The organism is Janthinobacterium breve (assembly GCF_051380895.1).
Classification (GTDB): Bacteria; Pseudomonadota; Gammaproteobacteria; order Burkholderiales; family Burkholderiaceae_D; genus Janthinobacterium.
In genome coordinates this window covers 389,626-413,505 of the sequence record NZ_JBNYXY010000003.1, presented here as the reverse complement: position 1 = coordinate 413,505, position 23,880 = coordinate 389,626, and the positions used below count along the sequence as shown (strand labels likewise).

Annotated in this window: 16 protein-coding genes and 1 tRNA gene; 10 read left to right on the top strand and 7 right to left on the bottom strand. The window is 64.0% G+C overall.

What is annotated here, in order from left to right; all coding sequences use genetic code 11:
- Window positions 1-13: 13 nt before the first annotated feature.
- Window positions 14-943, top strand: a complete 930-nt coding sequence (locus tag ACQ4W0_RS07265; protein WP_436576278.1) for a quinone oxidoreductase family protein — start codon at window positions 14-16, stop codon at window positions 941-943.
- 169 nt (window positions 944-1,112) lie between these two features.
- Here the strand turns inward: ACQ4W0_RS07265 and ACQ4W0_RS07260 are convergent, their stop codons facing one another.
- Window positions 1,113-1,742: a DUF4136 domain-containing protein gene (locus tag ACQ4W0_RS07260; RefSeq protein WP_436576139.1), complete on the bottom strand. Its 630-nt coding sequence runs from the start codon at window positions 1,740-1,742 to the stop codon at window positions 1,113-1,115.
- Between the two features lie 198 nt (window positions 1,743-1,940).
- Between ACQ4W0_RS07260 and pepN the strand changes: the two genes are divergently transcribed.
- The 9 genes from pepN to ACQ4W0_RS07215 all read left to right on the top strand — a co-directional run bounded on the left by pepN (window position 1,941) and on the right by ACQ4W0_RS07215 (window position 14,570).
- Complete coding sequence (gene pepN, locus ACQ4W0_RS07255; RefSeq protein WP_436576138.1) at window positions 1,941-4,595, top strand: aminopeptidase N; 2,655 nt, start codon at window positions 1,941-1,943, stop codon at window positions 4,593-4,595.
- 33 nt (window positions 4,596-4,628) lie between these two features.
- Window positions 4,629-5,630, top strand: a complete 1,002-nt coding sequence (locus ACQ4W0_RS07250; protein ID WP_101482594.1) for a class 1 fructose-bisphosphatase — start codon at window positions 4,629-4,631, stop codon at window positions 5,628-5,630.
- A gap of 117 nt (window positions 5,631-5,747) precedes the next feature.
- Window positions 5,748-5,823, top strand: a tRNA-Thr gene (locus ACQ4W0_RS07245).
- A gap of 457 nt (window positions 5,824-6,280) precedes the next feature.
- Window positions 6,281-6,634, top strand: coding sequence for an ElaB/YgaM/YqjD family protein (locus ACQ4W0_RS07240; RefSeq protein WP_436576137.1), 354 nt, complete (start codon window positions 6,281-6,283; stop codon window positions 6,632-6,634).
- 240 nt (window positions 6,635-6,874) lie between these two features.
- Window positions 6,875-9,286, top strand: coding sequence for a catalase (locus ACQ4W0_RS07235; RefSeq protein WP_436576136.1), 2,412 nt, complete (start codon window positions 6,875-6,877; stop codon window positions 9,284-9,286).
- 194 nt (window positions 9,287-9,480) lie between these two features.
- Window positions 9,481-11,175, top strand: a complete 1,695-nt coding sequence (locus ACQ4W0_RS07230) for an MFS transporter (protein WP_436576135.1) — start codon at window positions 9,481-9,483, stop codon at window positions 11,173-11,175.
- Complete coding sequence (locus ACQ4W0_RS07225; RefSeq protein ID WP_436576134.1) at window positions 11,162-12,331, top strand: HlyD family secretion protein; 1,170 nt, start codon at window positions 11,162-11,164, stop codon at window positions 12,329-12,331. Before ACQ4W0_RS07230 ends, ACQ4W0_RS07225 begins: the two co-directional genes overlap by 14 nt.
- Complete coding sequence (locus ACQ4W0_RS07220) at window positions 12,328-13,725, top strand: efflux transporter outer membrane subunit (protein WP_436576133.1); 1,398 nt, start codon at window positions 12,328-12,330, stop codon at window positions 13,723-13,725. The genes ACQ4W0_RS07225 and ACQ4W0_RS07220 overlap by 4 nt, the downstream gene beginning before the upstream one ends.
- A gap of 104 nt (window positions 13,726-13,829) precedes the next feature.
- Window positions 13,830-14,570 carry a tetratricopeptide repeat protein gene (locus ACQ4W0_RS07215; RefSeq protein ID WP_436576132.1) on the top strand — a complete coding sequence of 247 codons (741 nt, stop codon included), beginning with the start codon at window positions 13,830-13,832 and terminating at the stop codon, window positions 14,568-14,570.
- A gap of 29 nt (window positions 14,571-14,599) precedes the next feature.
- Here ACQ4W0_RS07215 and ACQ4W0_RS07210 read toward each other — a convergent pair whose 3' ends face one another.
- From ACQ4W0_RS07210 to ACQ4W0_RS07185, 6 genes are all read right to left on the bottom strand, one after another.
- Window positions 14,600-15,571 (bottom strand): hypothetical protein, encoded by a 972-nt coding sequence (locus ACQ4W0_RS07210; protein WP_436576131.1) that lies wholly within the window; start codon window positions 15,569-15,571, stop codon window positions 14,600-14,602.
- Window positions 15,572-15,702: 131 nt separating this feature from the next.
- A complete protein-coding gene (locus tag ACQ4W0_RS07205) occupies window positions 15,703-18,819 on the bottom strand; it encodes an efflux RND transporter permease subunit (RefSeq protein WP_436576130.1) in 3,117 nt (1,038 codons plus the stop codon).
- 9 nt (window positions 18,820-18,828) lie between these two features.
- Complete coding sequence (locus tag ACQ4W0_RS07200) at window positions 18,829-20,004, bottom strand: efflux RND transporter periplasmic adaptor subunit (protein WP_436576129.1); 1,176 nt, start codon at window positions 20,002-20,004, stop codon at window positions 18,829-18,831.
- A 13-nt stretch (window positions 20,005-20,017) separates the two neighbouring features.
- Window positions 20,018-21,433 (bottom strand): efflux transporter outer membrane subunit, encoded by a 1,416-nt coding sequence (locus ACQ4W0_RS07195; RefSeq protein WP_436576128.1) that lies wholly within the window; start codon window positions 21,431-21,433, stop codon window positions 20,018-20,020.
- Window positions 21,434-21,450: 17 nt separating this feature from the next.
- Entirely contained in the window at window positions 21,451-22,158 is a 708-nt protein-coding gene (locus ACQ4W0_RS07190; RefSeq protein WP_436576127.1) for a CerR family C-terminal domain-containing protein, read from the bottom strand.
- Window positions 22,159-22,421: 263 nt separating this feature from the next.
- Window positions 22,422-23,783 carry a hybrid sensor histidine kinase/response regulator gene (locus ACQ4W0_RS07185; RefSeq protein WP_436576126.1) on the bottom strand — a complete coding sequence of 454 codons (1,362 nt, stop codon included), beginning with the start codon at window positions 23,781-23,783 and terminating at the stop codon, window positions 22,422-22,424.
- Window positions 23,784-23,880: the final 97 nt, after the last annotated feature.

The following is a 23,880-nucleotide window of genomic DNA, read 5'->3' as shown; positions in this document are numbered from 1 at the left end:
CGGCCCGGAAGTGATGGAATATGTGGATGTGGAGCTGCCGCCGCCAGGTCCCGGCGAGGCGCGCGTGAAACACGAGGCGATCGGCCTCAATTTCATCGATGTGTATTTCCGCACGGGGCTGTATCCGCAGCCGCTGCCCAATGGCCTCGGTGTCGAGGGCGCGGGCATCGTCGAGGCGGTGGGCGAGGGTGTCACGGAAGTCAAGGTGGGCGATCGCGTGGCCTACGCGGCGCGCATCAATGGCGCGTATGCGCAGCAGCGCAACTTGCCGGCGGCCCTGCTGCTGGCGCTGCCCGAGCGCATCGGTTTCGATACGGCCGCCGCCATGATGCTGCAAGGCTTGACGGTGCAATACCTGTTCCACCGCACGGTGGCCCTGAAGGCGGGCGATACCATCCTGTTTCACGCGGCCGCGGGCGGCGTGGGCCTGATCGCCTGCCAGTGGGCCAAGGTGCTGGGCGTGAACCTGATCGGCACGGCCGGCTCCGATGAAAAGGCGGCGCTGGCCAAGGCGCATGGCGCGGCCCATGTCATCAACTACAACACGGAAAACTTCGTCGAACGCGTGCGCGAGATCACCGGCGGCAAGGGCGTTTCTGTCGTCTACGATTCCATCGGCAAGGACACGTTTACGGGCTCGCTCGACTGCCTGGCGCCGCTGGGCATGATGGTCAGCTTCGGCAATGCCTCCGGCCCCGTGCCGGCGTTTACCCTGTCCGAGCTGGCCTCGCGCGGTTCGCTCTTCATCACGCGCCCCGCTCTGTTCAGCTATGCCTCCAACCGCGTGAACCTGGAAGAGATGGCTGCCTCGCTGTTCGGCGTCGTCAGCAGCGGCGAAGTCAAAATCGAGATCAATCAGCGCTACAGCCTGGCCAATATCGCCCAGGCGCATACGGACCTGGAAGGGCGCAAGACCACCGGCTCGACCATCATCGTGCCATGAGCGGCGCCCATGACGGCACGCCGAAGTTCGGCCGCCTGCTGATTGTGCTGCTGCTGGCAGTGGCCCTGATCGGCGTGCTCACCTTCGCCGCCGAGGCATATTATTCTTAAGTGAAAAAAAACCGGCTTGCGCATTGCTGCACAAGCCGGTTTTTTGTATTGCCACGTAATTATTCTACCTTGACTTCCACTTTACGGGGCACGCCGCTCTGGCCGGGGAAGTCGGCAAAGGCGCTGGCCACCATGGCTGGCATCACTTGCGAGGTGGCGCGCTTGTTGCTGGTCGATTGCACGGTCACGTCGTACAGTTTCTTGCCGCTGCGGTCATTGATCGTCACGCGCAATTCGCGTTCGTATTGATGGCGCACGCTTTCTTCCACTTCCATCGGGCCATACCAGTAGGGGTTATAGCCAAAGCGGCCATAGCCTGGCCACGCGCCGTAGCGATAGCCGTAGCGGCCAGGCCAGTAGCCGGGGCCATACCAGAATGGATCGGATGCTTGCAGCACGCGCTCAGGATAGTCGACTGTCGAAAAATTCATCGCCACGCGCAAATTGGCTGCCGCAGGGCCTGAAGCTTCGCCGAAGCCGTGTTTTGCCAGTTCCGCGCGCACCAGGTTCTGGTAGTTGCGGTATTCCAGCGTATCGTTTTCCGCCACTGGCGCTTCAAAGACATACGATTTGTCCTGCAATTGCGCAGGCCATTCATGGAAGACGGTCACATCGCTGCGTACGGTGGTGGCGCATCCGGTCAGCAACACGGTCAATGCGGCCATCATGATGGTGAGATATCGTTTCATTGCATGATCTCCTGATAGTAGACGCAATTCATCGCTTAGTATTATAAGAATAGTTCTATTTGTTTCCATGCATTATTACAGAATGTTACCTGGTATGTCGGCGTGTAAGGGAATCTGACATTCCTGACCTGAATCGCGACTATCGGGGGGCTGGTGTTGGTAAAATAGGCTTTTGCCTCCGCTCCCACCCAAATCCCTATGCGCACAGACAGCCCTCAGACGATTTACCGCAAAGATTACACGCCGCCCAGCTTCCTGGTTGACAGCGTCGAACTTGGTTTCGATCTTGATCCCGCCCGCACAGTGGTGGCGAGCCGGATCCGCATGCGCCACAACCCGGCCAGCACCAGCCGCAGCATCGAGTTGCACGGCGAACACATCGAACTGGTGCAAGTGCGCCTGAACGGCAAGCTGCTGAAACCGTCGCAGTACAAGTTGACGGCCGGCATGTTGACCATTCCCAAGGCACCGGACGAGGTGCTGCTCGATATCGAGACCGTGCTGGCCCCGCAGGACAATACCTCGCTGTCCGGCCTGTATGTGTCGAACCATAACTTCTTCACGCAGTGCGAAGCGGAAGGCTTCCGCCGCATCACCTTCTTCCCGGACCGCCCGGACGTGATGGCCAAGTACACCGTCATGCTGCGCGCCGACAAGGACAAGTATCCGGTGCTGTTGTCGAACGGCAACCTGATCGAAGAGGGCGACCTGGGCGATGGCCGCCATTACGCCAAGTGGGAAGACCCGTTCAAGAAGCCGTCTTACCTGTTTGCCCTGGTGGCGGCGCGCCTGGTGTGCCAGGAAGAGCGCTACACCCTGAAGTCGGGCCGCGAAGTATTGCTGCAAGTGTGGGTGGAAGAGGGCAACCTGGATAAAACCGACTACGCCATGCAGTCGCTGAAAAACTCGATCCGCTGGGACGAGGAACGCTTCGGCCTGGAGCTGGACCTGGACCGCTTCATGATTGTCGCCGTGGGTGACTTCAACATGGGCGCCATGGAAAACAAGGGTTTGAACATTTTCAATACCAAGTATGTGCTGGCCAATTCGCGCGTGGCGACCGACGTCGATTACGCGGGCATCGAAGCGGTGGTGGGCCACGAGTACTTCCATAACTGGACTGGCAACCGCGTGACCTGCCGCGACTGGTTCCAGTTGTCGCTGAAAGAAGGCTTGACGGTGTTCCGCGACCAGGAATTCTCGGCCGACATGATAGGCACGGACACGGGCCGCGCCGTCACGCGCATCGACCAGGTGCGCACCCTGCGCCAGGCGCAGTTCCCCGAAGACGCAGGCCCGATGGCGCATCCCGTGCGTCCCGACTCCTTCGTCGAGATCAATAACTTTTATACCGTCACGATCTACGAAAAAGGCGCTGAAGTGGTGCGCATGGTCCAGACCCTGGTGGGCCGCGACGGCTTCCGCAAGGGCATGGACCTGTACTTCGAGCGCCATGATGGCCAGGCCGTGCAGTGCGACGACTTCCGCGCCGCCATGGCGGACGCGAACGGCCGCGATTTTACGCAATTCGAACGTTGGTACAGCCAGGCCGGCACGCCCGTCGTCAAGGCATCCACGCGCTACGACGTGGCCAGCCAGACGTTCGAGCTGACCCTGGCGCAAAGCTGCCCCGCCACGCCGGGCCAGCCGAAAAAACTGCCATTCCATATTCCCGTCACGGTCGGCTTGCTGGGCGCGGATGGGCGCGACCTGCCGCTGCAGATCGATGGCGTGGCGTCGAACGGCGCCACCAGCGTCGTGCTGGAGCTGACCGAAGCGTCGCAAACCTTCCGCTTCACGCAGGTGGGGGAAGTGCCCGTGCCATCGCTGCTGCGCGACTTTTCCGCGCCCGTGGTGCTGGAATACGACTATACCGATGCGCAACTGCTGCACCTGTTCCGTCACGACAGCGACCCCGTCAACCGATGGGAGGCGGGCCAGCGCCTGGCCATGGAGCGCCTGCTGAAACTCACTGGCGCCGTCGCCGCCGGAGAGACCTTGGCGCTGGACGACACCTTCATCGAAGCGCAGCGTGCCCTGCTGGCCGACGAAACGCTCGATCCTGCCTTCCGCGAGCTGGCCCTGATCCTGCCGTCGGAAACCATCATCGCCGAGCGCATGGCGCAAGTCGACCCGCAAGCGATCCATGCGGCGCGCCAATTCATGCGCACAACCATCGCGGCGGCGCTAAAACCGGAACTGCTGGCGCAGTACCATGCCAACCAGACGCCGGGTGAGTACAGCCCCGACGCCCTGTCGGCCGGCAAGCGGGCGCTGAAAAACCTGGCCCTGTCCTACCTGCTGATCGCACCAGGCACTGCTGAACTGGCGCTGGCGCAGCAGCAGTTCGACAGCGCCGGTAACATGACGGACCGCGCGGCTGCGCTGGCGGCCCTGATCCATTCGGGTTCTACTGCACACGCACAGGCGGCGCTGGCCAGTTTCTATGCCGACTTCGAGAACGAAGCGCTGGTGGTCGACAAGTGGTTTGCCATGCAGGCGGCCGCGCCAACGACCGATGTGCAGGCCGTGCGCCAGTTGATGACGCATACGGCGTTCACCTTGAAAAATCCGAATCGCGCGCGTAGCCTGATCTTCAATTTTACCAACGGCAATCCATCGCAGTTCCATGCGGCGGACGGCAGCGGCTACGCCTTCTGGGCCGAGCAAGTCATCGCGCTCGACGCCCTGAACCCGCAAGTGGCCGCGCGCCTGGCGCGTTCCATGGACCGCTGGCGCCGTTACGTACCCGCGCTGCAAAGCCACATGCGCGATGCGCTGGAAAAAGTCGCCGGCCAGGCCAGTTTGTCGAATGACGTGATGGAAGTCGTCAGCAAGGCATTGGCCAATTAACACCGCAATAACACATCAAAACAGAGGGAATTCATGAAACGCATCAGTCTTACGCAATACCTGGTTGAAGAGCAGCGCTCGAACAACAGCATTCCGGCCGAACTGCGCTTGCTGATTGAAGTCGTCGCGCGCGCCTGCAAGACCATCAGCCACGCTGTCGGCAAGGGCGCTCTCGGTGAGGTGCTGGGCACGGCCGACACGGAAAACGTGCAGGGCGAAGTGCAGAAAAAGCTCGACATCATCTCCAACGAGATCCTGCTCGAAGCAAATGAATGGGGCGGCCACCTGGCGGCCATGGCGTCGGAAGAGATGGAATCGATCCACCCGATTCCGAACCGCTATCCGAAGGGCGAATACATGCTGCTGTTCGACCCACTCGATGGTTCGTCGAACATCGACGTCAACGTCTCGATCGGCACCATCTTCTCGGTACTGAAGGCGCCGGAGGGCATGGGCCAGCCGACGGAGCAGGACTTCATGCAGGCGGGCACCAAGCAGGTCGCCGCCGGCTACGCCGTGTACGGTCCGCAAACCATGCTGGTGCTGACCTTCGGCAATGGCGTGAACTGCTTCACCCTGGACCGCGAAATGGGGTCGTGGGTGCTCACGCAAAGCAATATGCAGATTCCGCCGACGACGAAGGAGTTCGCCATCAATATGTCGAACGCGCGCCACTGGCATCCGCCCGTGAAGCGCTATGTCGACGAACTGCTGGCCGGCGACACGGGCCCGCGCGGCAGCAACTTCAACATGCGCTGGATCGCCTCGATGGTGGCCGACGTGCACCGCATCCTGAACCGCGGCGGCATCTTCATGTACCCGGCCGACCTGCGCGACACGTCGATGCCGGGCAAGCTGCGCCTGATGTATGAAGCGAACCCGATGGCCTTCATCGTCGAGCAAGCCGGCGGCGCCGCCACCGACGGCCAGCAGCGCATCATGGACATCGCCCCGCACAAGCTGCACCAGCGCGTGCCCGTGTTCCTCGGCTCGAAGGACGAAGTGGCCCGCGTGACGGCCTACCACGCGGAGTAAAAAAACCGCATTTTTCCAGGATTTTCAGCGGCCCGCAGCCGGGCTGCTAAAAAAAATCAAAAAAGATCGCGTTGACACTAGCAAATTTTGTGCATTGTTTGTAGAATGTGGGTCTTCGCCGTTGTAGCTCAGTTGGTAGAGCAGCACATTCGTAATGTGAAGGTCGCCAGTTCGATTCCGGCCAACGGCACCAAGTATTCGCAGTAGAAAAAAACCACCGCTCAAACGGTGGTTTTTTTTCGCCTGCAGCTTTGTCGCCGCCAGCCTGCTCTGGCGGGATCTCCGCCGCCTCGCGCCTGGGACTGGCCACGCAGGCCATCCTTGCGCGCTTGCGCCAGCGCCGCGCGACTCCGGGGCAGCTCTTGCAATTGCGGCAATTGCAGGAGGGAAACGTCTCGCCCGCCCTACCAGCCCGGCGGGGATGGTTCTTTCCGACAGGCATTTAAGTCTGGGTCACAAGGTGTGGCAGCGCACGGTGGCGTGCGGCAGGCGCGGTTAAGGTGGTGTCAACAGCTTGCTGCTGATCCAGTAGTTGATATGGCTCAGCCCGGCAGCGTTTAGCCGCTTCTTTTTCACCGAAGCGAGGAGAATCATGATTCGGTCACGGCATCGAGCATGGTTGGATTTATTCACTTTTAAAGGAAACCATCATGAACGCGATTGAAAAAACCAGCTCCGATTTGAATGGCACCGTCCAAGATACCCGCCAGGACTTGCACCGTACCATCGACAAGGTGGCAAGCCAGGCCCAGCCCCTGGCCGACAAGGTGGCCACGCGCGCCCACGACGGCGTGGACCAGGTGGGCGAGCGCATCGAACAGGTCAGCGACAGCGTCAGCAAAGCTTCCGAAACGCTGATGGCGCGCGGCAAGCAGTTGGGCGCCGCCTGCCAGCGCGCCGGCGAGACGGGGCGCGGCTATGTGCGCGAGCGCCCTGCCGTATCCCTGCTGATTGCTGCAGCGGCCGGTTATGGCCTGTCCAAACTGCTGGGTTCGCGTAAATAAGTTTTACGCAGTCCGGCAAGGTAGTTGTCGTGGGCGCTGTTCCTTTCGCCGTCATGGCGAGTCGGGTCAGCGCCCACGCGCACAAGGTAGTAGCAGGCAGAAAGGAGAGTGATGATGCGCTCCGTTTTGTTGTGCTTGATCGGCATACCTATTCCCATCATTATTTTGATTGCCCTGTTCGTGCGCTGAATGAGGGAGTTGTAGCGTTACTTCCCAGGGCAACACCTCACAGGAGATGTCATGGCTAGCAACAAGAAAACGCCGTCCACGGACGGTGCGGGTTCCGTCTTGAGCAGCATGTCCGGCCCATCCGACAGCAAGGCGCCGTACAGCTTGGGCGCGGACAATGATGTGACCCGCTCGCTGCTGCAAAAAACGGCCGCCGGCCAGCAGCTGGCCGAGGCCATGGCTGTCAATCCCAAGGAAGGCGGCCAGTACGGCGACGCGGCGCGCACGCCGGCCGAAGGCGTGCATGTGGCAGTGGGCGAACCGCTGGCCACGGCCAGCACCACGGGTGAAACGACAGCGTCACCGAAGACCGGCGATGGCCAGCCCGCGCTGGGCGAGAGTGCCGCGAATGCCTCGCTGGACCGCGCCAGGTCCGATGACAGTGGCTGCGTGCTGACGACGAACCAGGGCGTGCCCGTGGGCGACAACCAGAATTCGCTGAAGGCGGGCTTGCGCGGTCCCACCCTGATGGAAGATTTTATTCTGCGTGAAAAACTCACGCATTTCGACCACGAGCGCATCCCCGAGCGCGTCGTGCATGCGCGCGGCTCGGCCGCCCATGGTTACTTCGAATGCTACAAGGAGCAAAGCAAGCATACGCGCGCGACGCTGTTCGCCAAGGCGGGCAAGCGCACGCCCGTCTTCGTGCGTTTTTCCACCGTGGCCGGCGAACGGGGTTCGACCGATACGGCGCGCGATGTGCGCGGCTTCGCCGTGAAGTTTTATACGGATGAAGGCAACTGGGATTTGGTGGGCAATAACATGCCCGTCTTCTTCATCCAGGATGCGATGAAATTCCCCGACCTGGTCCACGCCGTCAAGCCCGAGCCGCACAATGGCATGCCGCAGGCGGCCAGCGCGCACGACACCTTCTGGGATTTCGCCTCGCTGTCGCCGGAAATCACGCACATGCTGATGTGGGCCATGTCCGACCGCGCCATTCCGCGCAGCTACCGCATGATGCAGGGCTTCGGCGTGCACACCTTCCGTCTCGTGAATGCCAAGGGACAGTCCGTTTTCTGTAAATTCCACTGGTCGCCCATGGCCGGCACGCATTCCCTCGTGTGGGACGAAGCCGTCAAGATCAGCGGCGCCGATTCCGATTTCCACCGGCGCGACCTGTGGGAAGCTATCGAGTGCGGCGAGTATCCCGAATATGAGCTGGCCTTCCAGGTCTTCACGGAAGCGCAGGCCGAAGCTTTTCCCTTCGACGTGCTCGATCCGACCAAGCTGATTCCCGAAGAGCTGGTGCCGCTTGTCCCCGTCGGAAAAATGGTCTTGAACCGCAATCCGGACAATTTTTTTGCCGAGACGGAGCAGGTGGCCTTTTGCACGGCGCACATCGTGCCCGGCATCGATTTTTCCAACGACCCGCTGCTGCAGGGCCGCATCCACTCGTACATGGACACGCAGATCACGCGCCTGGGTGGCGCGAACTTCCATGAAATTCCCATCAATGCTCCGCTGGCGCCCGTGCACAACAACCAGCGCGACGGCATCCATCGCCAGGCCGTCAACCGTGGCCGGGTCGCGTACGAACCCAATTCGCTGGCGGGCGGCTGCCCGTTCCAGGCGGGCGCCAGGGGTTTTAACAGTTTTCCCGCAGCCGCCGAAGGCGACAAGGTGCGCGGCAAGCCCGAGAAATTCGCCGAGCACTATGGCCAGGCGCGTTTGTTCTGGATCAGCCAGACGCCGGTCGAACAAGACCATATCGTGCACGCCTTCCGCTTTGAGCTGAGCAAGGTGCAGACGGTGGTGATCCGTCAGCGCATCGTCGCCATGCTGCGCAATGTCGACGAAACCCTGGCGCAGCGCCTGGCCGATGCGCTGGGCCTGGCGCTGCCGCCCGTCATGCCGCGCGCCTCCCTGCAGCCGCTGCCCGCGTATGCGCCGTCGCCAGCGCTGTCGCTCTTTTTCCGTCCCGGCAAGACGGGCATCCATACGCTGCGCGTGGCCATGCTGGTGGGGCCGGGCAGCGATGGCGCGCAGGTGCGCAGTATCTATGCCGCGCTGTTGGCCGACGGCGCCGTGCCGCGCCTGGTGGGCAGCCAGCTTGGCCGGGTCGATACCAGCGGCGGTGCGCCGCTCGACGTGGAAATCTCGCTCGAAGCGGGACCGTCCGTACTGTTCGACGCCGTCGTGCTTGCCGACGGCCAGGGCGCCGTGCAGCAGCTGGGCGCCGACGCCAACGCGCTCGACTTCCTGCGCCTGCAATACCGCCACTGCAAGCCGATGCTGGCTATCGGCGCGGGCAAGGGTTTGCTGGACAAGGCTTGTGTGCCGGCGGCCCTGCCCGATGGCAAGCCGGATCTTGCCGTCATCGTCGCGCCATCCGGCGACGTGGTGAAAGCCGTGGCGGCCTTTAAAAAGGCGCTGACGGCGCACCGGGCGTTCGCGCGCGAAACGGATCCGCCTAGGGTGTGAGTGGCTGCGTCAGCAACGGGGCCGGATGCGCTGGTTCCGTTGCATATCCTGTTTGCGCTGCCTGCGCAACGCCCTGCAACAATGTAAACAATAAAAACGTCCCGCGGTGATATGCTGCTGACTAGAACTGTTCATTTGCAACTATTTCTATAGCAGCAAAGAACAGCTTCAGCAAACCGGATCGCGATTACTGCATGGACAAGTACACACCTCGCACCTGGGGGCCGGGCGAACGCCCGACCTTGCCCGGGTCGCCATCGATGCCAGAACATTCGACACCCAAGCGTGTCGCGTATTTCATCGTCGGCCTGATCGTCGCGCTGACGGGAGGGCTGGGCAACGGTCTGGTGACGGCCAATTTGCTGAACCTGCAAGGTTCGCTGGCCGCCTATGCCTACCAGATGCAGTGGCTGCCGGCCGCCTATGTGATGACCATCGTGTCCATGAATTTGCTGCTGGTGAAGTTCCGCCAGCAGTTCGGCCTGCGCCTGTTCACGGAAGCGTTCCTGGTGCTGTATGCGCTGGTGACGTTCGCCCACCTGTATGCCAATACCTTGCCGTCGGCGATCGCCGTGCGCGCCGCGCATGGCATGGTGGGCGGCGCCTTGGGGGTGCTGGGCTTGTACTACACCCTGCAGGCGTTTCCCGCGCGGCACCGCCTGAAGGGCGTGGTGCTGGGCCTGGGCTTTGCCCAGCTGGCCTTGCCCCTGGCGCGCATCTTTACCTCCGAACTGCTGCAGATCGGCGAATGGCACGGCCTGTACCTGTTCGAACTGGGGCTGGCCCTGCTGGCGCTGGGCTGCGTGCTGGCCCTCAAATTGCCGCCGGGAGACCGCGTGCAAACCTTCGAGCCGCTCGATTTCCTCACCTTCATCCTGTTCGCGCCCGGCGTGGCCCTGCTGTGCGCCGTGCTGGCGCAGGGGCGCACGGCGTGGTGGATGGAAGCCGAATGGGTGGGCGTGTGCCTGGCGTGCTCCATCGTGCTGATCGCCGCCTCGCTGGCCATCGAGCATAACCGCGCGCGCCCGCTGCTCAATACGCGCTGGCTTAGCACGGGCAAGATCGCCAAGCTGTTTTTATCCGTGCTGCTGTTTCGCATTGTGTTGTCCGAGTCGACGGGGGCCGTCGGCTTCCTGCAAGCGCTGGGTTTGAACACGGACCAGATGCAGAACCTGTTCATCGTGGTGCTTCTGGGCAGCGTGGCGGGCCTGGTGGTCAGCGCGCTGACGATCAATCCGGCGACGCTGAACCGCTCGCTGATGTTCGCGCTGCTGCTGATCGCCGCCGGGGCGCTCATCGACGCGCACGCCACCAGCCAGACGCGCCCCGTCAATATGTACCTGAGCCAGTTCCTGTTGGCCTTTGGCGGCACGTATTTCCTCGGCCCCACCATGGTGGCCGGCATGGGCGCCGTGATTGCCGAACCGCGCAACCTGGTGAGTTTTTCCGTGATGTTTACCATGACCCAGAACCTGGGCGGCTTGCTCGGTTCTGCCATCGTCGGCACCATCCAGACGGCGCGCGAAAAATACCATTCCAGCTACCTGGTCGAGCACCTGACCATGCTCGACCCGCAGGTGGCCGCGCGCGTGCAGTCGGGCGCCGCAAGCTACAGTGGCGTGTTGATGGACCCCGCCTTGCGCAGCGCCCAGGGCGTGGCGCGCCTGGGCGCCATCGCCACGCGCGAAGCCAATGTCCTCGCGTACAACGATGTTTTTTTGATGATCGCCGGCGTCGCCATCGCCACCTTGCTGTGGATGCTGGTCAGCCAGTCCTGGACCCGCATCACCTCCGGCGCGCGTCGCCTGGTCGGCCCCGTGCGCGATGCGCAAACGGCCATGGCCATCGTCCCCATTACCAATTCGGAACCGAGCAATGACAGAAAATAACAGCACGCCGCCAGTACCTCCCATCGCACCCGCACCCGCCGCCCCTTCCGTTGCACAGCCGGACCGGCGCCACCAGTGGCTGTCCGCGCTGGCCTTTGCCGCCGTGGCCCTAGTGGGCGTGCTGATCGTGCTGTATGCGTGGCGTTTGCCGCCGTTCACCAGTCCCATCGTGACGACGGAAAACGCCACCGTGCGCGGGCAGGTGACCATCATCGGCACGCAGCTGTCCGGCTATGTGGTGGAAGTGACGGTGCAGGATTTCATGGATGTGAAGGAGGGCCAGCTGCTGGTGCGCATCGACGACCGCATCTACCAGCAGCGCTACGAGCAGGCGCAGGCGCAGCTGGCGGCGCAGCAGGCGGCGCTGTCGAACTGGGCGCAGCAGAAGGCCAGCGCGCAGGCGGGGATTTCCGTCAGCGAGGCGGCGTTGGCCAACGCGGAAGCGCAGGCGCGCAAGGCCAGCGCCGACCTGAATCGCGTGGAGCTGCTGGTGGCCGACGGTTCGCTGTCGCAGCGCGAACACGACCAGTCGCGCGCCACGCAGGCGCAGATGGCTGCGGCGCTGGCGCAGGCGCGCGCCAATCTCGACATCGCCCAGCAAAGCGTGCATAGCGTGGTGGTCAACAAGCAGGCGCTGGAAGCGGCCGTGGCGAACGCGCAGGCGGCCGTCAAGGCGGCGAAGATCGACCTCGATAACACGCGCATCGTGGCGCCATCCGATGGACAATTGGGCCAGGTGGCGGTGCGCCAGGGCGCGTACGTGAATTCGGGTGCGCAGCTGATGGCGCTGGTGCCGCGCCAGATGTGGGTCATCGCCAATTTCAAGGAAACGCAGATGAACGGCGTGCAGGAAGGGCAGAGCGCCACCTTCCACGTGGACGCGCTTGACGGCGCCGTGCTGACGGGCCAGGTGGAGCGCATCTCACCGGCCACGGGTTCCGAATTTTCCGTGCTGCCGGCCGATAACGCGACGGGCAACTACCTCAAAATTGCCCAGCGCATTCCCGTGCGCATCCGCATCGATGCGGGGCAGGCGAATGCGCGCCGGCTCGTGCCGGGCATGTCGGTGGTGGTCAGCGTCGACACGTCCGCCGTGCTGAACGACTCGGCGGATAATCCGGCGCCTCCGCCTGCGCCAAAAAAGGCCAAACCATGAAGCGCCGCCTTCTGCTGATTGCTAGCGTGCTGGCGCTGGCTGGCTGCGCCGCCAACGCGCCGCCGCAGCCCGCATCGGCCTTGCAACTGCCGTCCGGCTGGCGCGCGCAAGGCGAGGGCGACGCAGCGTCCGCGCATGGCACGCAGGTGGAACAGCTGTGGTGGCAGGCGTTCGGCGATCCCGTTTTAAGTGATCTGGTGGGCGAGGCGCTGGCGCGCAATGGCGACTTGCGCGTGGCGCGCGCACGCGTGCAGGAATACCGCGCACGCCTGGCGCAGGCCGATGCCAACCGCGCGCCGAACCTGGCCTTTGACGGCTCGCCCACGCGCACGCGCACGCTGGCCTATAACGGCGTGCCGTATGTAACGAACGTCTTCCAGGCGGAACTGCAGGCCAGCTATGAAATCGATGTGTGGGGCCGGCTGGCCAGTCTGAGCGACGCGGCCGGCGAGAGCTACCGCGCAGAGCAGGCCAGCCTCGATGCGGCGGCCCTGTCGATCGCCGCCAGCGTGGCCACGGCCTACCTGAATCTGCGTGGCCTGGACGCGCAGCTGGCGCTGACGCAATCGACCTTGCAGCTGCGCGAACAGTCGCGCGAGCTGGCGCGCAAGCAGTTCGAGGTGGGCTACAGCTCGCGGCTGGAATGGCTGCAGGCGCAATCGGAATACCATGCGGCGGCCGAGCAGGTGCCGCAGCTGCAGCGGCAGATATTCGAACAGGAAAACGCGCTGGCCGTCCTCGTCGGCGGCAATCCCGGCCCCATCGCCCGAGGCTTGCCGCTGGCCGAACTGGCGGCGCCCGGTGTGCCTGCCGGCCTGCCGTCCGAATTGCTGCGCCGGCGGCCCGACATCGCGCGCGCGGAACATAACCTGGCGGCCGCCAATGCCAGCCTGGCCGCCACGCGCGACCAGTTGCTGCCCTCGTTCAAGCTGACGGCCGTGGGCGGCGGGCAAGCCACGAAGCTCACCGATTTCCTGCATGCACCGACGGCCCTGTGGCGGCTGACGGCGCTGGCGGCCGGTCCCCTGTTCGACGGCGGGCGGGTGCAGGCGCAGACGGATGCGGCCGGCGCGCAGCGCGACCAGCTGGCGTACACGTATGAAAACGTGGTGCGCAACGCCTTCGCCGAAACGGAGAACAGCCTGGGCGCCATCTACCGGCTCAAGCAGCAAGCCGTGGAAAACGATGCGCGCCGCGCCACCGCAGCTGACACCCTGCGCATCGCGCATAACCGCTATCGCAATGGCTACGCATCGTACCTGGAAGAACTGGACGCCCAGCGTACCCTGTACAGCGCCGACGTGGGCTTGCTGCAACTGAAGACACGCATCCTCGTTGCCTCGGTCGATCTGTACCGGGCCATGGGCGGCGGCTGGTCGGCCAAGACGCCATAGGCGCGCGTGCATGGCGTAGCCGTTTGCCGCGGCCGGTGTAATATTCTGGCCTGGGGAAGTGGCGGCATGGTGCCAGCGGCTCCCGTTACGAACGAGGTTGTAACATGACGATTTTTGGCATAGGCATCCACATACTGATCGCGGTATTTTTTGCGATTCACGTGGTGCGCAACGGGCAGCAGCTGTACTGGCTGCTCATTTTATTCATGTTCCCGCTGCTGGGCAGCGTGGTGTATTTCTTCGCCATCTACCTGCCCAATTCGCGCCTGCCGCAAGGTGCGCGCAAGGTTGCGTCGGTGGCCGTGCAGGTGCTCGATCCGAACCGCGAACTGCGCGAGGCGAAGGCCGCCTTCGAGTACACGCCGACGGCGCAGAACCAGATGCGCCTGGCCAGCGCGCTGCTCGAAGCGGGCGATGCGCAGGAAGCGGCATCGACGTATGAAGCCTGCCTGCAGGGAGCGTTTTCATCGGACCTGGAAATTCGCCTGGGCGCGGCACGCGCCTACCTGGAATGCGCGCGCGGCACCGAGGCCTTGACGCACCTGGAATTCATCCGCCGCAACGACATCCATTTCCGTCCCGAGATGGTTTCCCTGCTGACGGCGCGCGCGCTGGCGCAAAGCGGGCGCCAGCCGGAAGCGAAGGCGGAGTTCGACGACGCGCTGACGCGCTACAACAGCTTCGAGTGCCGCGCCGAGTATGCGATCTGGGCGCTGCAGCAGGGCGACAAGGTGCTGGCCGAGCGCCTGTGTGCCGATATCGACAGCGCCATGGCCCGCTGGAGCAGCCATACGCGGGCTATGTATGCGCCGCTGCTGGCGCGCCTGGAGACGGCACGCAGGTAGCGGCATGACGGTGCTTGGTGCTTATTGGCTTACACGCCAGGCACCGTATTCTTCCCTTCAACCAGTTTGTACCCTTTGCCATCGAAGCCATAGCGCGCGCGGCCGTTCAGGGACGTGGCGATGCGCGGCGGGTCTTGGTCAGACTTGACTGTGACGCCGGGCTTGATCTTTTCGGACGCGCCCGTGAAGTCGAGCAGCAAGTCGTCGTAGGCGCCGCCGTTACGCGCGGGGGTGAAGCGCCACTTGCCGTCGACCATCCAGCACTCGTCCATGTCTGGCGTGCAGGCGCCCATATTGTCCGAGTACAGGTCGATGCCGCCATCGAGCGCGGTTACCTTGCCGTCGCCGATTTCAAACAGGGCCAGTTGCGTGATGGTGTAACCCTGGCCCGTATAGCCGTGGCGGATCGCCAGTCCTGGCTTGTTCGCACCCAGCATGACCCAGTGGACTTCGCCCAGCTGCCCGGACGAACCCAGGGCGGCGATGTTTTCCAGCCGTTTCACGACTTGCCACTGTCCCTCTTCCGGCTGACCCTTGGGTGCCAGGAAAAACACGTTCAACAGCCCCGACGAGGCGTGCGCCGATTCTGCCGTGCCTTCCGTGTTGGCCGTTTCCGCATTCGCCACCAGGATGGCGCGGCCATCGGGCAGCAGCCTGTGGCTGACGGCACTGACGACATAACTGAGTTTGTCGACATGGTTGTCCGGATCGGACAGGTCGGCCAGCGCATCGTCGCTGTCGCCGCGGTAGTCCTTGCCAAAGACGGCACGCATCATGCCCGCTTCGCGCTTGCGCGCCTGCGGCGTGTTCACTTCTTCCGTCTTGGGCGCGCTGGCAGCCGGTGGCGGCACGTGCTCGGCCGATGCCGTATCGGCAGCGGCGGCGGGGACATCGGCTACCACGTCAACTGCCATGTCGGCGCTGGCGGGGGTGGTCTTGTCCGAACAGGCGCCGAGCAGTGCGGATACCATGAGCAGGACGAGGGGAGTGCGGTAATTCATAGGCAGGGCAGATTGCGTTCATGGAGAATGGGCGCAGTATGCCAGATAGATGGAAGCGAGGGAGCGCGGCCTGCCGGCCGGTCCTTCGCTTCCTTGCCCGCAGGGGGCGATTTCGCCATCAGGCGTGGCGCTTATTTTTCCAGCACCACCTTGTCATCGCGCCGCGCCGGCGCTTTCTGGCGGCGCAGTTTCGCCATGCCGCGCTTGAGCAGGTGCTCGAGGTCGTCGATGTAGGTGAACACGGCCGGCACCACCAGCAGGCTCAATAAAGTCGAGGTGATCAGGCCGCCGATGACGGTGATGGCCATCGGCGAACGGAAGCTGGGATCGGCGCCCCAGCCCAGCGCCAGCGGCATCATGCCGGCGCCCATGGCAATCGTCGTCATCAGGATGGGCCGGCTGCGCTTGTGGCAGGCGTCGACCAGCGCATCGAAGCGGTTCATGCCGGCCTGGCGCGCCAGGATCGCATAGTCGACCAGCAGGATCGAGTTCTTGGTGACGATCCCCATCAGCATGATCAGGCCGATCATCGACGGCATCGACAGGGCGCTGCCCGTGATCAGGAGCGCCACGAAGGCGCCGCCGATCGACAGCGGCAGCGCCGCCAGGATGGTCACCGGCTGCATGAAGTCCTTGAACAGCAGTACCAGCACGCAGTAGATGCACAGCACGCCGATCAGCATGGCCAGGCCGAAGCTGGCGAACAGCGAAGCCATTTCCTGCGCGTCGCCCAGTTCGGCGATCTTCACGGACGGCGGCAAATTCTTCATCGACGGCAGCGCGCGCGCCTCTGCATTTAATTCGCCAAGGGTGCGCGAACCGAGTTCCACGTCGAGCGTCACGTTGCGGCTGCGGTTCAGGCGGTCGATCTGCGCCGGGCCGCTTTCCATCGTCACCGTGGCCACATTCGCCAGGCGCACGGGGCCATTCTTGCCGGGCACGGTCAGGCGCTCGATGGCGGCCAGGTCGGCGCGCACGCTGTTGGGTAGCTTGACGCGGATCGGCACTTGCCGCTCGGGCAGGTTCATCTTCGTCAGGTCCGTGTCGTAGTCGCCGGCCGTGGCGACGCGCACCGTTTCGCCGATGGCTGCCGCCGTCACGCCCAGGTCTGCCGCCTTGGCAAAATCGGGACGCACGATGATTTCCGGGCGCACCAGCGAAGCGCTGGAATTGACGTTGCCGATGCCTTTCAGGCCGCGCAGTTCGCGCTCGACCTTTTGCGCCGCCGCCATCAGCGCCACCGGGTCTTCCGAGCGCAGCACCAGTTGCATCTTGACGCCCGAGTCGGGCGGCCCCACCGTGAAGCGGGCACCGGGTATCGTATCGAGCTTGTGGCGCAGCTGGGTTTCCAGGCCTGCCATCGACTCTTTGCGCTCCGTGCGGTGCACGGTGGTCAGAGTCAGCACGGCGCGGCGCGCCTCGGCCGCCGCGCCGGGGGCGAAGGCGTCGCCGCTGGAGCCGCCGCCAATCGAACTGAAGACGCCCTTGATGCCCGGCGTCTGCATGGCCGCATCGCGCGCCATGGCTGCCACGGCTTGCGTTTCGCCCAGGGTGGAGCCGGGCGGCAGTTCAAGGTTGATCTGCGTCTGCGCGCGGTCGGCGGCCGGCACGAAACCCGTCGGCAGCAGCGGCACGAGTGCGATGGCGCCGATAAAGAACAGTGCTGCAGCGATGGCCGTGATGCCACGGTGATTCAGGCACCAGCGCATCACGTTCAGGTAGCGCGTCATCAGCCAGCCGTCCTGTTCTTCCTTGTGCTGCAGGGGTTTCAGGATGTAGGCCGCCATCATCGGCGTGAGCAGGCGCGCCACCACCAGGGACGCCAGCACAGCCAGCACGGCCGTCCAGCCGAACTGTTTGAAGAACAGGCCGGGAATGCCGCTCATGAAGGCCGTCGGCAGGAACACGGCCACCAGCGCGAAAGTGGTGGCGATCACCGCCATGCCGATTTCGTCGGCCGCTTCCATGGCCGCTTCCATGGGCGACTTGCCCATGCGCAGATGGCGTTCGATGTTTTCGATTTCCACGATGGCGTCGTCGACCAGCACGCCGACGACCAGGGCCAGCGACAGCAGGGTGACGGTATTGAGTGTGTAGCCGAACCAGTAGATGCCGAGGAACGCCGGCATCACCGACAGGGGCAGCGCGGCGGCGGCCACGAGGGTGGCGCGCCAGTCGCGCAAGAACCACCACACCACCAGCACGGCCAGCAGCGCGCCTTCATACAGCAGCTCCATTGAGCCCACGAAGTTTTCCTCGACGGGGAAGGCATTGTCGATCGACTGCTGCAGCACCACGTTGGGGTTTTCCTTCTGCAGGTCGGCGATGGCCGCGCGCGCGCCCTTGGCGACGGCCACTTCGCTGGCGCCCTTGGTGCGGAACACTTCAAAGGCGACCACGGTCCTGCCATCCTGCTCGGCCAGCGCGCGCGGTTCGGCGATCGTGTCTCGCACGGTAGCCACCTGGTCCAGTCGCACATGGCGGCCGTCCGGCAGCGGCACTTCCACGCGCGACAGTTCATCGGCCGTCTTGACGGTGGCGATGGTGCGCACCGACTGCTCGGCGCCGCTGATGTCGCCCCGGCCACCAGGCGCTTCGCGCTGCACCAGGCGCAGTTGGCGCGAGACGTCGAGGGCAGAGACCTTCAGCGCCGCCATGCGCGCCTCGTCGAGTTCCACCTGGATTTCGCGGTAGACGCCGCCCACGCGGTTGACGGCGCCCACGCCGGGCACGGTCAGCAGGCGCTTGGCCACCGTATTGTCGACGAACCAGGACAGGTCGGGAGCGTCGAGCGGGTTGTCCACGCCGGGTTTTGCCGTGGCGATAAAGGTCAGCACCACGCGCCCGGCGGTGGACGCCTTGGTGACGGTCGGGTCGCGCAGCTCGGCCGGCATGTCTGCCTTGACGCGGGCGACGGCGTCGCGCACATCATTGACGGCTTCGGCGATCTGCTTTTCCAGGATGAATTCGACGGTCACCGTGACGACGCCATCGAGTACCTTGGTGTAGATGTTTTTCACGCCTTGCAGGGTGGCGACGGAGTCTTCGATCTTGCGCGCCACTTCCGTTTCCAGCTGGGCCGGCGCGGCGCCCGGCAGCACCGCGCTGACGGTGACGATGGGTAGTTCGATGTCGGGGAAATCCTGCACCGGATTGGCCTTGTAGGCCAGCAGGCCGGCCAGGGTCAGCAGCGCGAACAGCATGATGGCCGGGATCGGATTCTTGATCGAGAGGGAGGAGAAATTCATGGCCTCTCCTTACTTTTTCGCCGTGGCCGGCTTGGCAGCTGCTGCGACCGGGTTTTGCACCGGGGTTTGAACATTACGTACCAGGTCGCCGTCATTGAGGAAGCCGGCGCCGCTGACGACGATGGTGGTGTCGGCCGTGATGCCTTTTATGATCTCGATGCGGTCGCTCAGGCGCCGTCCGGCCTGCACCTTGATCTGGCTGACCCGCTGGTCGGCATTCAGGCGGAAGACGTAGCTGAAGCCATCGCGCACGGCAATGGCCTGTTGCGGCACCGTCAGCGCGCCCGACGTGCCCAGTTCAAATTCGCCGCTGGCGTACATGCCGGCCTTGAACGGCGCATTGTTGCCGGTGCTGGCCGGCAGGTCCACGTACACGAGGGCCGAACGCGTCTGCGGGTCGACTGTCGGAGCGATCATGCGCACCTTGCCCGTCAAAACGCTGCCGTTGGCCGCCCTGACCTGCGCCAGGGTGCCCGGTTTCAAATTCAGCAGCTCGGTGGCTGTCACTTCGGCGCGCCACTCGAGGCGGCCCTGGCGGATCATGCGGAACAGCTCCGTGCCCGCGCCCACGACGGAGCCGACGGTGGCCGAGCGCGAGGAGATGATGCCGCTGTCGGGCGCCACCACCTGCGTGTATTTCAGGCGCAGCTGCTGCGACGCCAGTTGCGCCTTGGCGGATGCGATGCGCGCGTTGGCCGTCTGTTCGGCCGTCAGGTATTGGCTGATTTGCTGCGCGCTGATGGCGCCCGTGCTTTGCAGTGAGCGGGCGCGCTGCGCGTTGGCGGCCGCTTCTGCCGCATTCGCTTCCGCTTCCAGCACGGCGGCCTTCGCCTGCGCCACGTCGGCGTTCACCGTGTCGTTCGAGAACACGGCCAGCACCTGGCCGGCGCGCACCACGTCGCCCACGTTGACGCGCACCTCGGTCAGGCGCAGTCCGTTCGATTCGCTGCCGATGACGGCTTCCTGCCAGGCAGCCACGTTGCCGTTGGCCTTTAGCTTGATGGGTAGGCTGGCCGTTTGCGGCTTGGCCGTGGTGACGGTGAGGGCCGGTTTTTGCGCCGCGTTCTTGTCTTTGGCATCGTCGGCCGCCGTGGAGGCCGATGGGTACAGGGCCACGCCCGCGCCCAGCATCACGCAAAGAGCGGCAAGGGCGAGAGCCACGGGTTTCAAGGTCATTTTTTTCATGTTGTCGTATCCGTCAGGGGGCGTTGTTGGCGATGGCGTTGGCGCTGTTCCAGCCGCCACCGGCGGCGCGATACAGCGCCACCCAGGCGGCGCTGCGTTCGCGCTCGAGGTTGACCACGGTGTTTTCGGCGGCCAGGCGCGTGCGGCGCGCGTCTTCCAGTTCGATCAGGCTGGCCAGTCCATTCTTGTAGCGGTCCTCGGTGGCGACAAACGACACGCGGTAACCTTCCAGGGCCGTTTTGGCGTGGCCGCTGCGTTCGTCCGTGCTGGCCAGGTTGACCAGGGCTTCTTCCACTTCGCGCACGGCCTGGCGCACGCCGGCGCGGTATTTCACTACCGCTTCGTCGTAGCGCGCCGTGGCGGCATCGACCTGGGCGCGGCGGGTGCCGCCGTCGAAGATGGGCAGGCTGACGGCCAGCGGGCCGATGCTCCAGGTACTGGCCGTGATGCTGGTGCCGCCGCTGCGGATATTGCCCTTGCCGATGGAGCCGGCCAGGCTCAGGCGGGGATAGCGCTGCGCCTGTGCGCCGCGCACTTCGAAGCTGGCCGCCGCCACTTCGCGTTCGGCGCTGTAGATGTCGGGACGCTGGCCCAGGGTTTGCGCCGGCAGTTCCGCAATTGCCACGGGCGAGGGCAGGACGGCAGGGCTGGCCGCCAGCTTCTGGCGCAGCGACGCTTCCGGCATGGCCGACAGGGCCACCAGCGCCTTGATATTCACATCGCAGGCGGCGCGTTGTTCGATGGCGCGGCTGGCGCCTTCGGCGGCGCTGGCACGGGCCAGGGCCGCGTTGGCGGGCGGCTGGAAGCCGGCGCCGGCGCTCAGTTCCGTCAGGCGTGCCGAATCGCGGCGCGAGACGGCGTCCTGTTCGGACACGACCTGCAATTGCTGGCAGGTGCGCAAGGCGTAGTACTGGTTTGCCACTTCGGCGGCGACCGAGACGCGGGCTTCATGCCAGCCGGCGCGGGCGCTGTCGTAGCGCTCCTGCGCCGCATCGCGCGTGGCGCGCTTGGCCCCGAACACATCGATTTCCCACGAGGCTTGCAGGGCGGCCTGCGAGGTGGTGCCGCCCGGCTGCGCCGATTGCTGGCTGGTGCGCACCACGCTGCCTGTCGCGTCGAGGGTGGGCGCCAGTGCGGCGCCGCTGGCGATGCTGTCCGCGCGCGCCTGCACGATGCGCGTGCCGGCGGTGGCGATCGTGGGGCTGACCTGCTGCGCGTCGGTGATCAATTCCACCAGCAGGCTGTCGCCCTGGCCCTGCCACCAGCTGGCCAGGTCCGTCAGCTTGCCGTTATGCGGCAGCGGCGCTTGCCACTGCGCCGGTGCGCTGGCGGCCACCGCTGCGGGCGGCCCTTGCAGGGCGCAACCGCCCAGTGCCAGCACGATGCTGGCGGCCAGGACGCGTTGAACGGTGCATTGAATAGTCGTCATGCTGGTCCTTCTGCTTGTCATTGAGCGGTAGGGGTAGAGGGAGGAATGGTCAGGCGCAGGCGCTCCACGTCGGCCATGGCCAGCGCGTAGTCGGTCATGCGCGCCAGCCAGGTGTCGATGGCGTGCGGCGTTTCCAGCAGTTGCGGTCGCAAGGTTTGCAGCACCTCGGCGCCCACCATGTGCTGCAGGGCCAGCGAAGCGATGGAAAACGCCAGGCGGTGCATGTCGTCGCTGTTGTCGGGCGCGCCCAGGTGGCGTGCCAGTACGCGCGTCAGCGCCTCGTGTTCGGGACGGATGTTCTGGTCGATCTCGCGTGCCCACAGGCCTGTCGGCTCGAGCATTTCGCGGCACCACAGGCGCATGCAGTCGCGCGCGATCTCGCCCTGCTGCATGGGGGCGAGCAATTGCGCATAAAAGCCTTCCAGGCTTTGGCGCAGGGTGAAATGGGGCTGCTCGTACAGGGCGATATTGTCTTGCGGATTCGACGATTGCTGGGCAAAGGCGGCGCGGTACAGGCCCGCCTTGTCGCCAAAATAGTAGCTGATGGCGGCCGCATTCGTGCCCGCTGCCTGCGCCAGTTCGCGCGTGGAGGTCTTGGCATAACCCTGTTCGGCAAACAGGCGGATGGCACTGTGCAGCAGCCGCTCGCGCGACTGTTCTCCGTCGGAACGGGGCTTGCGCCCATCGTCGGCGTGGAAAGTTGGGATGGCGTTTTTTTCAATCATGCCGGAGATTTAATCATATATCTCAAACGATTGATATAACTAAATCACTTGATTTAGTTAAGGTAAGGTGAAGATGATGGAAAACGCAGGCAAAAAAAAGCCCACGGTTGTATTCGCGGGCTAAATCCAATGTTCGGAGAACGAATTGGAGGAGACAGTTCCACTATAGCGCTGAAAATGGTGCGGTGCAATACCGTAGAACTACTATATCGTTCTTTGTTTGATGGTAAAAAATCAAAATCTATGTTGCGGCGCACAGAGGCTCAGGCCTTGCTGCGCAGGGCCAGTGTAAAGGTGCTGCCCGAGCCGTAGTCGCTGTTGAAGAACAGGGCGCCGCCAATGGCGTTGGCCAGATTCTGGCATAGGTACAGGCCCAGTCCCGCGCCTTCCACGTGGCGCGTGGAGGTGGAATCGAGCTGCGAAAAGGCCTGGAACAGCTTGGCCTGGTCTTCTTCCTTGATGCCGGCGCCGCTGTCGGCGATGCTCATTTCCGTCACCAGTACGCCATCTTCCTCGCGCTGGGACAGGCTGATGCGCACCGTGCCTTGTTCCGTGAACTTGATGGCGTTGTTGAGCAGGTTGATCAGGATTTGCGTCAGCGCGCGGCGGTCCGTGTCGATGATGGCGGGCGGGCGGCCCGCTTCTCCCAGTGCCATTTCCAACGCAAGGCCTTTTTGCTGGGCCAGGGGGCGCAAGGTGTCGGCCACTTCGGCCATCAGCTCCTGGCAGTGCACGGGCTCGATCAACAGGGTCAGCTTGCCAGCTTCAATCTTGGCCACGTCGAGGATGTCGTTGATCAGCGAGAGCAGATGGCGCGCGCTGGCGCGGATGGTATTGAGTTGCTTGTCCTGGTCGGACGTCAGGGGGCCGGGCAGTTTCATCAGCAACGCGCCGGTGAAGCCAATGATGGCGTTCAGGGGCGTGCGCAGCTCATGCGACATATTGGCGATGAAGGCCGACTTCATGCGGCTCGCTTCGGCCAGTTCCAGGTTTTTCAGGGCGATTTCGCGGTTGATGGTTTCCAGTTCGGCCGCATGGTGCGCCAGGCGCATGTTCAGCTCGATCACCTGGCGTTCGCGCGCCTGCAGTTCGCCGTTGACCTGCACCGCCTGTTCATACGTGGAAATGAGCAAATCGAGGATTTGCTGGCGCTCCGCATTGATGAAGTGCTTCTGGTCGCCCAGGTACAGGGCGATGCCGATTTCCACATTCTGGTTCTTGCGCAGCTTCTGGTTCATCAGCATGTGGCTGATGCGGTTGAGCAGGTAGTCTTCCGCGTAGGGTTTGCGGATGAAATTGTCCGCGCCGCATTCGATGCCGCGGATGATGTCCTTCGGGTCATTGAGCGAGGTGACGAGGATCACGGGAATATCGCGCAGGGTCGGATCGGACTTGATGGCGCGGCACAGGTCGTAGCCATTCATTTCAGGCATGACGATATCGGACAGCACCAGGTGCGGCTTGCGCTCGCGGATGGCGGCCAGGGCCAGCTGGCCATTCGCCGCCACGCGCGCATTGTAGTGCAGCGACTGGATCAGGCGGCGCAAGCGCTCCGCCTGGGTCGGGCTGTCCTCGACGATCAGGATCTCGATTTCGTCAGGCTTGATTTGGTTGTTGGAGTCCACAGACCTCTCCTAGAATTTCAGTGTGGTGATGCTGGGCACGGTGAGCGCACAATATCGACATCCTGTGACTATATCGGATTTAAGTCTGCAAAAGTAA

What these genes read in the sequence shown, in the direction of transcription:
- ACQ4W0_RS07265 (WP_436576278.1), top strand. Translation starts at nt 14, where the DNA reads ATGGAATATGTGGATGTGGAGCTGCCGCCGCCAGGTCCCGGCGAGGCG.
- ACQ4W0_RS07260 (WP_436576139.1), bottom strand. Translation starts at nt 1,742, where the DNA reads ATGAAACGATATCTCACCATCATGATGGCCGCATTGACCGTGTTGCTG.
- pepN (WP_436576138.1), top strand. Translation starts at nt 1,941, where the DNA reads ATGCGCACAGACAGCCCTCAGACGATTTACCGCAAAGATTACACGCCG.
- ACQ4W0_RS07250 (WP_101482594.1), top strand. Translation starts at nt 4,629, where the DNA reads ATGAAACGCATCAGTCTTACGCAATACCTGGTTGAAGAGCAGCGCTCG.
- ACQ4W0_RS07240 (WP_436576137.1), top strand. Translation starts at nt 6,281, where the DNA reads ATGAACGCGATTGAAAAAACCAGCTCCGATTTGAATGGCACCGTCCAA.
- ACQ4W0_RS07235 (WP_436576136.1), top strand. Translation starts at nt 6,875, where the DNA reads ATGGCTAGCAACAAGAAAACGCCGTCCACGGACGGTGCGGGTTCCGTC.
- ACQ4W0_RS07230 (WP_436576135.1), top strand. Translation starts at nt 9,481, where the DNA reads ATGGACAAGTACACACCTCGCACCTGGGGGCCGGGCGAACGCCCGACC.
- ACQ4W0_RS07225 (WP_436576134.1), top strand. Translation starts at nt 11,162, where the DNA reads ATGACAGAAAATAACAGCACGCCGCCAGTACCTCCCATCGCACCCGCA.
- ACQ4W0_RS07220 (WP_436576133.1), top strand. Translation starts at nt 12,328, where the DNA reads ATGAAGCGCCGCCTTCTGCTGATTGCTAGCGTGCTGGCGCTGGCTGGC.
- ACQ4W0_RS07215 (WP_436576132.1), top strand. Translation starts at nt 13,830, where the DNA reads ATGACGATTTTTGGCATAGGCATCCACATACTGATCGCGGTATTTTTT.
- ACQ4W0_RS07210 (WP_436576131.1), bottom strand. Translation starts at nt 15,571, where the DNA reads ATGAATTACCGCACTCCCCTCGTCCTGCTCATGGTATCCGCACTGCTC.
- ACQ4W0_RS07205 (WP_436576130.1), bottom strand. Translation starts at nt 18,819, where the DNA reads ATGAATTTCTCCTCCCTCTCGATCAAGAATCCGATCCCGGCCATCATG.
- ACQ4W0_RS07200 (WP_436576129.1), bottom strand. Translation starts at nt 20,004, where the DNA reads ATGAAAAAAATGACCTTGAAACCCGTGGCTCTCGCCCTTGCCGCTCTT.
- ACQ4W0_RS07195 (WP_436576128.1), bottom strand. Translation starts at nt 21,433, where the DNA reads ATGACGACTATTCAATGCACCGTTCAACGCGTCCTGGCCGCCAGCATC.
- ACQ4W0_RS07190 (WP_436576127.1), bottom strand. Translation starts at nt 22,158, where the DNA reads ATGATTGAAAAAAACGCCATCCCAACTTTCCACGCCGACGATGGGCGC.